Genomic DNA, 12,612 nt, shown 5'->3' with positions numbered 1-12,612 from the left:
GAATGTCGGTTACTGCCGAAAAGAAACAAGAGATCATCAAGGACAATGCCGTCGCCGAAGGCGATACCGGTTCGCCGGAAGTCCAGGTCGCGATCCTCACCGAGCGCATCCGCAACCTGACCGAGCATTTCAAGTCCAATCACAAGGACAACCACTCGCGCCGTGGTCTGCTGATGATGGTCAACAAGCGCCGTAACCTGCTCGCCTATCTCAAGAAGACAGACGTCGAGCGGTACAATGCGCTGATCCAGAAGCTGGGTCTTCGCAAGTAAGAGTTTCTCAAAGGGGTGGCTCAGGCCGCCCCTTTGTTTATCCGGCCTGCGCGCAATACGGCGCGAGGGCGGAAAATGGAGGCGCGAAAAGCCTCGCACCGGACCGGGACGGAATACCCGGCACAGTAGGCCCCGCACCGCAATAAGGCCGTGCGGGTTCATAAGGAAAATACATGTTCGACACGAAAACCGTATCGCTGGAGTGGGGCGGAAAGACCCTCACCCTCGAAACCGGCCGCATCGCCCGTCAGGCTGACGGCGCCGTTCTGGCCACCTATGGCGAAACCGTGGTGCTGTGCGCCGTGACCGCCGCCAAGAGTGTACGCGAAGGGCAGGACTTCTTCCCGCTGACCGTCCACTACCAGGAAAAATTCTCCGCTGCGGGCCGGATCCCCGGCGGCTTCTTCAAGCGCGAAGGTCGCGCGACAGAGAAGGAAACGCTCACCTCGCGCCTCATCGACCGCCCCGTGCGGCCGCTGTTCCCCGAAGGTTTCTACAACGAAATCAACGTGATCTGCCAGGTCCTGTCGTATGACGGCGAGACCGAGCCCGATATCGTCGCAATGATCGCCGCTTCGGCTGCGCTGACCATTAGCGGCGTGCCCTTCATGGGCCCGATCGGTGCTGCACGCGTCGGTTACCGCAATGGCGAATACGAACTCAACCCGAGCCTCGGTGCAGCGCTTGACGAAGACGGTCGCCTCGACCTCGTCGTTGCCGCCACGCAGGACGCGGTGATGATGGTCGAATCCGAAGCCAAGGAGCTGACCGAAGAGGAAATGCTCGGCGCGGTGCTGTTCGCGCATGAGGAAAGCCGCAAGGTCATCGGCGCGATCGTCGACCTGGCCGAACAGGCTGCCAAGGATCCGTGGGAAATCGACGCTTCGGACGATACCTCGGCGATCAAGGAACAGCTGCGTGGCATCGTTGGCGATGACATCGCCGCTGCTTACAAGCTGACCGACAAGTCGGCGCGTTCGAATGCGCTCAACGAAGCGCGTGCGAAGGCCAAGGAAGCATTCGCCAGCGAAGAAGCGCAGACGCAGATGGTCGCCAACAAGGCGGTCAAGAAGCTCGAAGCCGAAATCGTCCGCGGGGCCATCCTCAAGGACGGTCAGCGCATCGACGGCCGCAAGCTCGACCAGGTCCGGCCGATCGAGGCGATGGTCGGCCTGTTGCCCCGCACGCATGGTTCGGCGCTGTTCACGCGCGGTGAAACGCAGGCGATCTGCACCACCACGCTGGGCACCAAGGATGCCGAGCAGATGATCGACGGTCTCGAAGGCCTGTCGTACAATCACTTCATGCTGCACTATAACTTCCCGCCCTATTCGGTCGGCGAAGTGGGTCGCTTCGGCTTCACCAGCCGCCGCGAAACCGGCCACGGCAAGCTCGCATGGCGCGCGCTGCACCCGGTGCTGCCCGCGCATGAAGACTTCCCCTATACCATCCGCCTCCTGTCGGACATCACCGAGTCCAACGGCTCGTCCTCGATGGCGACCGTTTGCGGTGGCTGTCTGTCGATGATGGATGCGGGCGTTCCGATCGAACGCCCGGTATCGGGCATCGCGATGGGCCTGATCCTCGAAGGCGACGACTTCGCGGTCCTGTCGGACATCCTCGGTGACGAAGATCACCTGGGCGACATGGACTTCAAGGTCGCTGGTTCGGAAAGCGGGATCACCTCGCTGCAGATGGACATCAAGGTCGCCGGCATCACGCAGGAAATCATGAAGACCGCGCTCGAGCAGGCCAAGGCCGGCCGCGCGCACATCCTCGGTGAAATGAACAAGGCGCTGACCGGCGCCCGCACCGAGGTTTCCAAGCACGCCCCGCGTATCGAGACCATGCAGATCGACAAGTCGAAGATCCGCGACGTCATCGGTACCGGCGGCAAGGTGATCCGCGAGATCGTTGCCGAAACCGGCGCCAAGGTCGACATCGACGACGAGGGCGTGATCAAGATCAGCTCCTCCAACGCCGACGAGATCGAAGCCGCACGCAAGTGGATCGAAGGCATCGTCGAAGAGGCGGAAGTCGGCAAGGTCTACAACGGCAAGGTCGTCAACATCGTCGACTTCGGCGCTTTCGTGAACTTCATGGGTGGCAAGGACGGTCTCGTCCACGTCAGCGAAATGAAGAACGAGCGCGTCGAGAAGCCGACCGACGTCGTGTCGGAAGGCCAGGAAGTGAAGGTCAAGGTCCTCGAGATCGACCAGCGCGGCAAGGTTCGTCTGTCGATGCGCGTCGTTGACCAGGAAACCGGCGAAGAGCTGGAAGACACCCGTCCCGCACGCGAACCGCGCGGTGACCGTGGCCCGCGTAGTGGCGGTGGTGGCCGTGGCGGCGATCGCCGCGGTGGCCGGGGCGGCCCGCGCCGCGACCGCGATGGCGGCGGCGACAAGGACGGGGGCGGTGAAGCCCACGTGCCCGACTTCCTGAAGGACTGATCCTTCGCTAACGATTAGGGAAGGGGTCGCGGGTTCGCCTGCGGCCCCTTTGCTTTGGAGATTTGCCATGCTTCCGCGCGAAACCATCGCCACTGCCGACATTCCCGACGGCGAAACGCTGACGCTGGTCAGCCACGGGCGCGATTTCATCATCATGCTCGGCCGCGACGAGCTGATGGGAACGCGCATGCAGTTTTCCGAGGAGCAACTGGCCGAGCTTACGCTGGCCGAGCTCGCGGCGCCCAAGCCGCGCGTGTTGATCGGCGGCTATGGCATGGGCTTTACCTATCGCGCGGCACTCGACCGGCTACCCGCAGGCGGCTCGGTCACCGTGGCCGAGATCGTGCCCGAAATTCTCGACTGGGCGGCGGGGCCGCTGGCGCATCTGACCGGCGACAGCCTGTCCGACGATCGCGGCAAGGTCGTGATCTGCGACGTGGCCGCGCTGATCGACGATGCCAATGACGGTACCACCGGCAAATACGACGCGATCCTGCTCGATGTCGACAATGGCCCCGACGGGATCGTCCGCGATGCCAATTACCGTATCTACAGCCGCACCGGTCTCGCCAAGGCGCGCGATGCGCTGAACCGCGGGGGTATCCTCGCGATCTGGTCGGCCGCGCCCGACTACAAGTTCACCCAGCGCCTCAAGGAAGGCGGGTTCGATGTCGAAGTGCGCGAAGTGCGCGCGCGCCCCAACAACAAGGGCCCGCGCCACACGATCTGGTTCGCCCGCAAGCCCTAGCGGGCGATCCGCACGCGGCCCATGAAATCCATCTTGCCCACGGGCACGCCCTTCATCCGCAGGATGTTATAGGCGGTCGCGCAGTGGAAATAGAAGTTCGGCTGGCTGAAGCTGAGCAGGAATTCCTCGGCGGTGAAATCCATCCCGCGGTCCTTGAATTCGAACCGCATCGGCTGGCCGATGAAACCTTCCATCTCCTCCTCGGTCAGTGCTTCCAGCGCTTCGACCGCCCCGGCGAGCTTGGCGCGCAGGTCCGAGAAGCTGGCGGGCGGCGGGTTGAGATCGGGCGAATAGAGCCCGGCGCGAACGCCCTCAATCGAACCCTGCGTATGCTCCGCCACGCATTTCACCTGATACGACCACGGCAGCATGTCGTCGAAGATCCGCGCGCCGATGAATTCATCGTGTCCGCAATCATGTTCGGCGCACCATTTCTCGGCCATATCGACAAGGTGGTTTGCGGTCCCCAGCATCTGCAGGGCGCTGGGCACATAGGCGGCGTGAAGCGATAGCGGCATGTGAATTTCTCTCCCGAATGTTGCCGTGACCATAGGCGAGAACTTCGCCTGCGCCAGCCGCAATTTGGTCAGACTTCGCGCACCAGCCGGGGCTGGGAATGCTTGCCGTCCTGCCACAGCAGCAAGGTGTCGCGGCCTGCGTCCTTGGCGGCATACAGCGCATCGTCGCCGCGCTTTACCGCCGAATCGAGCGTGTCCTGCTCGCCGACCTGCGTAAGGCCTGCGCTGGCGGTGACGGGGAAGGGCACCTCGGGGACCAGTTCGAGCACCGAGATCGTGATGCGGCGGCGCACGGTTTCGGCGAGCCGCTGCCAGTCGTCGCCATAGAGCAGCACGACGAATTCCTCGCCGCCCTGCCGCGCGGGGAAGACATTGTCGTGCTTGAGCCCTTCGGCCACTGCGATCAGCACTTCATCGCCGACGTCATGGCCGAACATGTCGTTGATGCGCTTGAAATGGTCGCAGTCGATCACGGCCAGGCCGCGCGGGCGCGCATGGCCGCTATCGCGGAAGCGCAGTGCCAGACCGCGGCGATTGGCAATATCGGTCAGCGGGTCGGTGGCGACCGCGATCCGCGCCTCGCGTACATCGGCCACCGCCGCATCGCGCTGGCGCTTGATGACCATGAAGCCGTCGATCACCCCGACACCGGTAAAGAGGAAATCGGCCAGGATCGCGAACAGTGCAGCGACCTGCCAGTAGGGCATCGGCTGGCCGGTGCTCAGTTCGTAGGTCAGCACCACCAGCCCGACCGCGATCAGCGGCGAGTAACTGACCGCCTGGAACCGCGCCGCCCGGCTGCCCGCGCGCACCGCCACGATCAGCGCGACCAGCAGCCCGAGGATCATCGCGAGGATAATCAGGTCGTGCAGCCAGTCGAGCCGCGGCCACCACGGCGCCAGCGCAGTCGCGACGCCGCCAAGGACGCCGATCGGCAGCATCGTCCGCAGCCAGAAGCGGATCCGGGCGTAGGGGCCGCGCTCTTCGATATAGGCGGCGAGGAACGGGCCGGTGCAGCCGACCGCGATCGACAGCGCGATCTCGCCAATGTCGATCCGCGCCTCGCCCGTGGGGAAGAATGCGGGCAGTTCGACCGGGAACAGCGCCAGGCCCATGAGGCAGAAGGCGAATGTGCGCACCGCGTTCCACAACAGGAAGGTGCGCCGCATGACCGGATAGAACGCCAGTGCGAGCATGCCGAAAGTCCCGGCTACGCCCAGAAATGCGCCGAAAGTGACGCCATCCCAATCCATCTCGCTTTCCCGGCCCCCCTGGCTGGCGCATACCAAACGGCCTCGACCCCACCGCCGGTGAGCGGTGAGGCGAGCGGTATGCCTAATTCTTACACCCTCCCATTTTCGGGTAGGGCGACGGAGCGACCCGGAATTCGGTGTCTAGCGAACGCGCGGTCCGCCGAAGGGCAGCGGCGGAGGGGGACGGCGCGCACCGCGGGGCAGCTGGGCCTGATAGGCCCGGCCGCAATGTTCGACACAATAGGGGAAGCCGGGGTTTACGGCTTCACCGCAGAAATGGAAATCGGGTTCGCCCGGATGGCCCATCGGCCAGCGGCAGACCTTGTCCGACAGGTCGAGCAGGCTGGTCTTGTCGGCAATCTCGGCGCTCGGCTTGGCGGGCACCAGCCGGCGCGGCGGCGCGGGCGGGATCGGCGGCTGCTGATCGCCCGGGCCCTGGCGCAGGAAGCCGCCGGGGCCGACCGATACGATCTTGGGCAGGTTGGAAGAGCGGTTGGGCAGCGGCTGCGACTGGGGCGCGCCATCCTGCCGGGGACCGGGTACCGCAGGAGCAGCGGGCTTGGCGGGCGCAGCAGCGGCAGGCGCTGCCTTGGGCGCAGGCTTGGCGGCTTTCTTGGCCGCCGGCTTGGGCGCGGGTGCGGGCTTGGCCGGAGCCTTTTTCTTGTCGTTGGCCTTCACCGGCGAAGGACGCGACTTGAGACCCAGGCGATGCGCCTTGCCGATCACGGCATTGCGGCTGACCCCGCCCAGTTCGTCGGCGATCTGGCTGGCGGTCGAGCCGCCCTCCCACATCTTTTTCAGCGTTGCGATCCGTTCGTCGGTCCAGCTCATGTGCAGTCCTGTATCTCGTGTCTCGACGTCGCAGCTTGCATGCCGTGACGCTTGGGCCTAGTCGCCGCCCCCATGGTCGATCAAGCCCCGCCCGTATGCGATCACCCGGACGCCTCCTTCGTGGAGGGTAATGCCGGAAGGGAGGGCCGGTTTCCGCCGCGGGGGCACCCGGTGATTCGCGGGATCAACGGGATCGGCCTGTGGAGCCTCTATATGAAGGAGGTCCGCCGGTTTCTCAAGGTCCAGACGCAGACAATCTGGGCCCCGGCGATCACCACGCTGCTTTTTCTCGTCATCTTCTCGGTCGCGCTGGGCCGCGGCGGACGCGAAGTGCTGGGCGTGAACTTCCCGACCTTCGTCGCGCCGGGGCTGATCGCCATGGCAATGATGCAGAACGCCTTTGCCAATTCGTCCTTCTCGCTGCTCTCGGGCAAGATCCAGGGCACGATCATCGACCTGCTGATGCCGCCGCTGTCCGAAGGCGAGCTGATGGGCGGGATCATCGGCGCCGCCATCACCCGCGCGGTGGCAGTGGGGTTCGTGGTGGCTGGCGCGATGATGCTCTATCCCGGCGTCAGTCTGGCGATGGCGCATCCCTGGGCAGTGCTGTGGTTCGGGCTGATGGGGGCAGTCATGCTCTCGCTGCTCGGCCTGCTCGCCTCGATCTGGGCGGAGAAATTCGACCACAATGCCGCGGTGACCAATTTCGTGATTGCCCCGCTGGCGATGCTGTCGGGCACCTTCTACGTCATCGACCGGCTGGCGCCCGCTTTCCAGGCAGTCAGCCGCGCCAATCCGTTCTTCTATGTGATTTCGGGCTATCGCTACGGCTTCCTCGGCCAGAGCGATATCGGCGATGCAGCAGCGGTGGCCATGGCTGCGCTGGGCCTGCTCGCGCTCAACGCCCTGCTCGCGCTGGGCACTTACAAGCTGCTGAAATCAGGCTGGAAGATCAAGAACTGACCGCTTTGCGCGGGTCAGTGCGTCATGCTCCGCCGCATGCGATAGCGGCCGTTTTCGAAATGCTCGAAATACTGGTGCACATCGGGATGCGAGACCGGGCCCGAGATCGAGTCCGTCACCAGATTCTGCTGGCTGACATAAGCGACATAATCGCTGTCGTCGCTTTCGGCGAGCAGATGGTAGAACGGCTGGTTGCGGTCAGGCCGGATGTCTTCGGGGATCGCCTCGTACCATTCGTCGCTATTGGCGAAGACGGGGTCGATGTCGAAGATCACGCCGCGGAAGTCGAACATGCGGTGCTTCACCACGTCGCCGATGGCGAAGCGGCTTTTCATGCGGCGCGGGGCATCGATGGTGCGACCGGCCTGGGCGGAGAAATACTGTGCTCGATCCATGAGAACCGACGATATGGGGTGCACCGGCCCGCTTACAATGGGCGCGTGCGACCGATCCCCCGAAATCTCGTGAAAAGGGGCTTGGCAATGTGGGGGCGCTCGGCTAATCGGCGCGCCTTGCTTCGACCGGGGCCGTGGGCCCGAAGCGCACCCGACAGAGCGGAGAGGTGGCAGAGAGGTCGAATGCGCTGCACTCGAAATGCAGTGTACTGGCAACAGTACCGTGGGTTCGAATCCCACCCTCTCCGCCACGGGACCTTCCCCATCAGCCGATCATACCGCGCGCCGCCCCACGGCGTGCCGCGTCAGCCGCGCCCGCGGTAGGAGGCGACGCCCTGATCGGGCAGCCACAGATCCTGCGGCGGGGCGCCGCTTTGCCAGAAGACGTCGATCGGGATGCCGCCGCGCGGGTACCAATAGCCGCCGATGCGCAGCCAGCGCGGCTGCATTTCGTCGAACAGGCGCTGGCCGATGCCGACCGTCACGTCCTCGTGAAATCCGCAATGGTTGCGGAATGAACCGAGGAACAGCTTGAGGCTCTTCGATTCCACGATCGTTTCGCCGGGCGCATAGTCGATCACCAGATGCGCGAAATCGGGCTGGCCGGTCACCGGACATAGCGAGGTAAACTCGGGCGCGGCGAAGCGGACCATATACAGCTGGCCGGTGCGCGGATTGGGCACGTAATCGAGTTCGGCGGCCTCGGGGGAATCGGGCAGGCCGGTATTGGTGCCGAGGAACTTGGGGGCAGGTGTGTCGCTCATGCCGCGCTCCTGCCGCGAAGCGCGGCGCAGCGCAAGCCGGGGCTTGGAAGCGCGCGCTTCAGTACCTATTCAGCGCGCCCCCGCACTGTGGCGCCTCCCTTCCGTGAAACGACCCTCGATGCCCCTTCCTATCCGCCTTTCCCTGATGGCCCTTGCCGCCGCGCTCCCGGCGCTGGCGCATGCGCAATCGGTCAATGATTTCACGCTCGAACCGGCCCCGACTCCGACCGCCACCCCGCAGGCACAGGGTCCGGCGGATACGCAGAGCGGAGTCGAAATCCGGCCGCGTGCGGTCAATACGCCCACGCGTGCGCCGTCACCGGCGGCCACCCCCAGTCCGACGCCCGCAGCCACAACCCCGGCGCCGCGACCTTCGGCGACGACCCCCGCGCCGCGTCCCAGCCTGACGGTGACGCCGCGCGCGGCTGAGACGGCGGGTCCGGATACGCAGGTCCCGGCCGCTCAACCCACGACGGCGGCGAGCAACGCACCGGCCCCCGGCGCTCCAACCACGCCGACGCCATCGGCCACGCCGCTTCCCGTGCCGCCAACGCCAGCGCCGGTCGAGGAACCCGCGCAAGACTGGCCGTGGTTGCCGATTGGCGGCGCAATCGTGCTGCTGGCGCTGCTCGCGGTAGCGGGTCTCGCCTGGCGTCGCCGGAGCGCTGCAGCGGTGCCGCAGATCGAGAGGCCCACGGTCGGCACTGCCGGTCCGTCTGGCCCAGTGCCGATGTCCGCTGCGCTGACAGTGCAGGTGGAGAACGAGAAGCTGATCCGCAGCGCTGCCTTCGCAACACTCAAATACCGCATGACGCTGGTCAACCGGACCGATGCCCCGCTGACCGATGTTGCGGTGGGTCTCGACCTTGTCTCCGCACATGCCGGGGCGCCAATGGAGGAGCAGGTCGCCACCCTTGCGACCGCGCTCGACCAGCGCCATCTGGTTGCGCGGATATCCCCGCGGCAAAGCGTGACGCTGGAAGGGCAGGTCCAGCTCGCGCTCGCGGGGGCGCATGTCATCCGGCAGGGGCGCTATCCGCTGCTCGTGCCGCTGGTGCGGGTGCGGATCGACGGGCCGGGCGAGGGCGCTGTGCTCAAGACCTTCGTGGTCGGGCAGGGAACGCCCGGGGGTGGCCGTGTGCAACCCTTCCGCCTCGACGAAGGGCCGCGCAGCTATGCGCCGATCGCGCAGCGCGAACTCGCTTAACTCGACTTGCGCCGATCCGCCCGCTACTCGGGCTGTGATGGACAGTCTTGTTTCGACCCGGTGGCTGGCCGACCAACTCGGCGCGGACGATCTGGTGGTGCTCGATGCGACGATGCATCTGCCTGACAATCCGCGCGATGCCGCGGCGGAATATGCCGCGGCGCATGTGCCGGGGGCACGCTGGCTTGATCTGGCGAGCTTCGTCGATGCGCGATCGCCGGTGCCCAAGGCGGTCCCGACGGCAGAACAGTTTGCCAACCGGCTGGGCCACCTCGGCATCACGCCCGAGAGCCGCGTGGTCCTCTATGACGACAGCCAGATAAAGAGCGCTGCGCGCGCGTGGTTCGTCTTCCGGCTCTATGGTTTCGCTGGAGTGGCGATCCTCGATGGCGGGCTCGCCAAATGGAAGGCAGAGGGACGCGCGCTCGAAGCTGGCCAAACGCCGGTGACGCCAAGCGAATTTCCCATTCCGACACGCAGACCCGGCACACGCTCGAAAGCCGATATCCTGGCCAATTGCGACCAGCGCGCCGAGCAGGTGGTCGATGCCCGCGATGCCGCGCGCTTTGTGGGCGAGGAGGGCAGCGGATCGGCAGGCCATATCCCCGGCGCGGCCAATGTCCCGTTCCCGCTGCTGTTTGCCGCGAACGGCACCTATCGCGCGCCCGACGAGATCGCAGCGATCTTCGCCGAGGCGGGGGTTGCTCTCGAACGCCCGGTCGTCACCTCCTGCAACAGCGGGATGACTGCGGCGGTGCTTGCGTTCGGCCTCCATCTGGCGGGTAAGGAGGATGTTGCGCTTTACGATGGGAGCTGGCTCGAATGGGGCAGCGATCCGGACACGCCAAAGCAACAGGGAGCGGCACGTTAGCGATGGCTGGAGACAACGACAGCAAGTACCGGCCGGCCACGCAGCTGGTCACCGGAGGCCGGTCGGGCGATTTCGCGCGCGATGTGGTCAATCCGCCGGTATGGCGGGCCAGTACCCATCTCTATGACAATTGTGCCGAGCTGCGCGCGCGCAAGGCAGCTAACCGTGACGGGCAATTCTTCTACGGACGCCGCGGTGCGCCCACGCAATGGGCGCTGTCGGAGGCCCTTACCGCGCTCGAGCCGGGGGCCGCCGGGACCGTGCTCTATCCCAGCGGGCTGGCGGCGCTGGTCGGGGCGCTGCTGACCGTACTGCGCAGCGGCGACGTGCTGCTGGTAGCGGACAATGCCTATGATCCGACCCGCAACACTGCGACCGGATTGCTGGCGGGGTTCGGGATCGAGCACCGTTTCTTCGACCCGCTCGACCTCGACGCCTATGAGGCGGCCTTCTGCGACCGGACCCGCGCGGTCATGCTCGAAGTGCCCGGCAGCCTGACGATGGAAGTGTGCGATATTCCCGCGCTAGCGCGCATCGCGCGCGCCAAGGGCGCGGTGAGCCTGGTCGACAACACCTGGGCGACCTCGCTCGGCTTTCCCGCGCTCAAGCATGGCTGCGATATCGCGATCACCGCGCTGACCAAGCATGTCGGCGGCCATTCCGATGTGATGATGGGATCCGCCAGCGCGGGCGACCACTGGTACCGCCGCCTGCGGCTGGGCGCACAGCAGCTGGGCCATGTGGTCTCGCCTGACGATGCCGCGCTCGTGCTGCGCGGATTGCGCACCATGGGCGTCCGGCTGGAGAAACAGAGCGCCACCGCGCTGGCGGTTGCCGAATGGCTCGCGGGCCGCGACGAGGTCGCGCATGTCCTCGCGCCGATGCTGCCCGGCACTCCCGGCCATGCGCTGTGGCAACGCGATTTTGCGGGTGGCTGCGGCTTGTTCAGCTTCGTGCTCAAGGGCGGCGACGATGCCGCGCGCTGCCGGCTGGTCGATGCGCTTGCGCTATTCGGCATCGGCTATAGCTGGGGCGGGTTCGAAAGCCTCGCGCTGCCGTTCGACGTCGAACCGGTCCGCGATACGATGCCATGGCCCAAAGCGGGATGGGGGGTTGAGGATCGCCATGCCATCCGGCTATCGATCGGGCTTGAAGACCAGGACGACCTAATCGCCGACCTCGCCAACGGCTTCGCGGCGCTAACCGAAGGATAGATGTGCAGGGCGAGACCCCACCAAGTGCCGCCGATGCAGTTCCGGCAGCGCCGATCGAACAGGCGTGGAGCCAGGTCGAACCCGTAAGCGAGGAAAGCTCGGTCGCGGCCGCCGAGGGCGCGAAGGAAGCGCTCAGCTCTCAGAGCGAAACGGTCGGTTCGGTCATCGACACGGTGGATGCGGTGGCGCTGTCCTTCGGCGACTTCCGCATTTCGGTGGTCGATGTGCTGATCGTCGGCGCGGTGATCGCCGCGGTTCTGCTGTTCGCCTGGTTCGCCAGCCGGATGGGGCGCCGCGTGGTGCGGCGGATGACCAAGCTGGACGATGCGCAGCAATTGCTGGTCGAGAAACTCGTCACCATCGTCATCTGGGCGACCGCCTTCTTTCTCGGTATCGACCTGCTCGGTATCGACTTGACCGCTTTTGCAGTGTTCTCGGGCGCTTTCGGTCTGGCGATCGGTTTCGGCCTGCAGAAGACCTTCGGCAATCTCATCGCGGGGATCATCCTGCTGATGGACCGCTCGATCAAGCCGGGCGATGTGATCGCGGTGGCCGATACGGTGGGCAAGGAAAGCTTCGGCCAGATCCGCAAGATCGGTATCCGCGCGGTATCGGTGACCACGCGCGACCAGCGCGAATATCTGATTCCCAACGAAAACCTGATGATCAACCAGGTCGAAAACTGGTCCTATTCGTCGAAGAACGTGCGCATGCAGGTGTTCGTCGGGGTCAGCTACGAAGCCGATATGAACCTCGCCGAAGAATTGATGCTCGAGGCGGCGCGCAGCTGCGAGCGGGTGCTCAGCGCCCCGCCGCCGACCGTCTGGATGAGCGAATATGGCGACAATTCGGTCAATTTCGTCATCCATTGCTGGATCAAGGATCCCGAGGACGGGGTCGGCAATGTGCGCAGCGCGGTGCTCAAGAAATTGTGGTGGCTGTTCAAGGACAACGGGATCGAAATTCCCTTCCCCCAGCGCGACCTGCACATCCGCTCCAGCGACCAGTTCGAACGGCTGATCGGGGTGATGGAACAGGGCGCGGGCACCCGCGGCGGCGCGAAAGATTAGGTTGCCGCGCGCACAGCGCGGGTTTCAAAATATCGCCTTCCCCGCCGGACACGCAT

General features: G+C 65.4%; 13 protein-coding genes and 1 tRNA gene. 9 read left to right on the top strand and 5 right to left on the bottom strand.

What is annotated here, in order from left to right; translation table 11 throughout:
- Positions 1-2 precede the first annotated feature (2 nt).
- The 3 genes from rpsO (at position 3) to VWN43_RS09560 (ending at position 3,470) form a co-directional block, all read left to right on the top strand.
- Positions 3-272 carry a 30S ribosomal protein S15 gene (rpsO, locus tag VWN43_RS09570; RefSeq protein WP_253522832.1) on the top strand — a complete coding sequence of 90 codons (270 nt, stop codon included), beginning with the start codon at positions 3-5 and terminating at the stop codon, positions 270-272.
- A 173-nt stretch (positions 273-445) separates the two neighbouring features.
- Positions 446-2,722: a polyribonucleotide nucleotidyltransferase gene (gene pnp / locus VWN43_RS09565; protein ID WP_320181909.1), complete on the top strand. Its 2,277-nt coding sequence runs from the start codon at positions 446-448 to the stop codon at positions 2,720-2,722.
- Between the two features lie 67 nt (positions 2,723-2,789).
- Positions 2,790-3,470, top strand: coding sequence for a spermidine synthase family protein (locus tag VWN43_RS09560; RefSeq protein ID WP_320181910.1), 681 nt, complete (start codon positions 2,790-2,792; stop codon positions 3,468-3,470).
- Here the strand turns inward: VWN43_RS09560 and VWN43_RS09555 are convergent.
- From VWN43_RS09555 to VWN43_RS09545, 3 genes are all read right to left on the bottom strand, one after another.
- Entirely contained in the window at positions 3,467-4,021 is a 555-nt protein-coding gene (locus tag VWN43_RS09555; protein ID WP_330767253.1) for a DUF1993 domain-containing protein, read from the bottom strand. The two genes, VWN43_RS09560 and VWN43_RS09555, sit on opposite strands and share 4 nt — an antisense overlap.
- Positions 4,022-4,056: 35 nt before the next feature.
- On the bottom strand, positions 4,057-5,241 hold the full coding sequence (locus tag VWN43_RS09550) for a GGDEF domain-containing protein (RefSeq protein WP_320181912.1): 1,185 nt from the start codon (positions 5,239-5,241) through the stop codon (positions 4,057-4,059).
- A gap of 141 nt (positions 5,242-5,382) precedes the next feature.
- Positions 5,383-6,072 (bottom strand): GcrA family cell cycle regulator, encoded by a 690-nt coding sequence (locus VWN43_RS09545; RefSeq protein WP_320181913.1) that lies wholly within the window; start codon positions 6,070-6,072, stop codon positions 5,383-5,385.
- Positions 6,073-6,144: 72 nt separating this feature from the next.
- Between VWN43_RS09545 and VWN43_RS09540 the strand changes: the two genes are divergently transcribed.
- Positions 6,145-7,035, top strand: a complete 891-nt coding sequence (locus VWN43_RS09540) for an ABC transporter permease (RefSeq protein ID WP_320181914.1) — start codon at positions 6,145-6,147, stop codon at positions 7,033-7,035.
- A gap of 14 nt (positions 7,036-7,049) precedes the next feature.
- Here the strand turns inward: VWN43_RS09540 and hspQ are convergent, their stop codons facing one another.
- Entirely contained in the window at positions 7,050-7,430 is a 381-nt protein-coding gene (gene hspQ, locus VWN43_RS09535) for a heat shock protein HspQ (RefSeq protein WP_263605015.1), read from the bottom strand.
- A 161-nt stretch (positions 7,431-7,591) separates the two neighbouring features.
- Here hspQ and VWN43_RS09530 point away from each other — a divergent pair.
- Positions 7,592-7,681 (top strand) — tRNA-Ser (locus VWN43_RS09530).
- A gap of 54 nt (positions 7,682-7,735) precedes the next feature.
- Here VWN43_RS09530 and queF read toward each other — a convergent pair.
- Positions 7,736-8,194, bottom strand: coding sequence for a preQ(1) synthase (gene queF, locus VWN43_RS09525; protein WP_320181915.1), 459 nt, complete (start codon positions 8,192-8,194; stop codon positions 7,736-7,738).
- Between the two features lie 145 nt (positions 8,195-8,339).
- Between queF and VWN43_RS09520 the strand changes: the two genes are divergently transcribed.
- From VWN43_RS09520 to VWN43_RS09505, 4 genes are read left to right on the top strand one after another with little or no spacing between them, the layout of a single operon-like run.
- Entirely contained in the window at positions 8,340-9,401 is a 1,062-nt protein-coding gene (locus VWN43_RS09520) for a hypothetical protein (RefSeq protein ID WP_320181916.1), read from the top strand.
- A 37-nt stretch (positions 9,402-9,438) separates the two neighbouring features.
- Positions 9,439-10,272, top strand: coding sequence for a sulfurtransferase (locus VWN43_RS09515; RefSeq protein ID WP_320181917.1), 834 nt, complete (start codon positions 9,439-9,441; stop codon positions 10,270-10,272).
- A 2-nt stretch (positions 10,273-10,274) separates the two neighbouring features.
- Positions 10,275-11,486, top strand: coding sequence for a cystathionine beta-lyase (gene metC, locus VWN43_RS09510; RefSeq protein WP_320181918.1), 1,212 nt, complete (start codon positions 10,275-10,277; stop codon positions 11,484-11,486).
- Between the two features lie 2 nt (positions 11,487-11,488).
- On the top strand, positions 11,489-12,556 hold the full coding sequence (locus VWN43_RS09505) for a mechanosensitive ion channel family protein (protein WP_320181919.1): 1,068 nt from the start codon (positions 11,489-11,491) through the stop codon (positions 12,554-12,556).
- Positions 12,557-12,612 lie beyond the last annotated feature (56 nt).

This window comes from Qipengyuania sp. HL-TH1, from assembly GCF_036365825.1.
GTDB classification, from domain to species: Bacteria; Pseudomonadota; Alphaproteobacteria; order Sphingomonadales; family Sphingomonadaceae; genus Qipengyuania; species Qipengyuania profunda.
The sequence above is the reverse complement of the archived record's forward strand: the minus strand, read 5'-3'. Positions and strand labels throughout refer to the sequence as shown.

Excerpts from the sequence above, each read along its gene's own strand:
- rpsO (WP_253522832.1), top strand. The coding sequence starts at position 3 with ATGTCGGTTACTGCCGAAAAGAAACAAGAGATCATCAAGGACAATGCC.
- pnp (WP_320181909.1), top strand. The coding sequence starts at position 446 with ATGTTCGACACGAAAACCGTATCGCTGGAGTGGGGCGGAAAGACCCTC.
- VWN43_RS09560 (WP_320181910.1), top strand. The coding sequence starts at position 2,790 with ATGCTTCCGCGCGAAACCATCGCCACTGCCGACATTCCCGACGGCGAA.
- VWN43_RS09555 (WP_330767253.1), bottom strand. The coding sequence starts at position 4,021 with ATGGTCACGGCAACATTCGGGAGAGAAATTCACATGCCGCTATCGCTT.
- VWN43_RS09550 (WP_320181912.1), bottom strand. The coding sequence starts at position 5,241 with ATGGATTGGGATGGCGTCACTTTCGGCGCATTTCTGGGCGTAGCCGGG.
- VWN43_RS09545 (WP_320181913.1), bottom strand. The coding sequence starts at position 6,072 with ATGAGCTGGACCGACGAACGGATCGCAACGCTGAAAAAGATGTGGGAG.
- VWN43_RS09540 (WP_320181914.1), top strand. The coding sequence starts at position 6,145 with ATGGTCGATCAAGCCCCGCCCGTATGCGATCACCCGGACGCCTCCTTC.
- hspQ (WP_263605015.1), bottom strand. The coding sequence starts at position 7,430 with ATGGATCGAGCACAGTATTTCTCCGCCCAGGCCGGTCGCACCATCGAT.
- queF (WP_320181915.1), bottom strand. The coding sequence starts at position 8,194 with ATGAGCGACACACCTGCCCCCAAGTTCCTCGGCACCAATACCGGCCTG.
- VWN43_RS09520 (WP_320181916.1), top strand. The coding sequence starts at position 8,340 with ATGGCCCTTGCCGCCGCGCTCCCGGCGCTGGCGCATGCGCAATCGGTC.
- VWN43_RS09515 (WP_320181917.1), top strand. The coding sequence starts at position 9,439 with ATGGACAGTCTTGTTTCGACCCGGTGGCTGGCCGACCAACTCGGCGCG.
- metC (WP_320181918.1), top strand. The coding sequence starts at position 10,275 with ATGGCTGGAGACAACGACAGCAAGTACCGGCCGGCCACGCAGCTGGTC.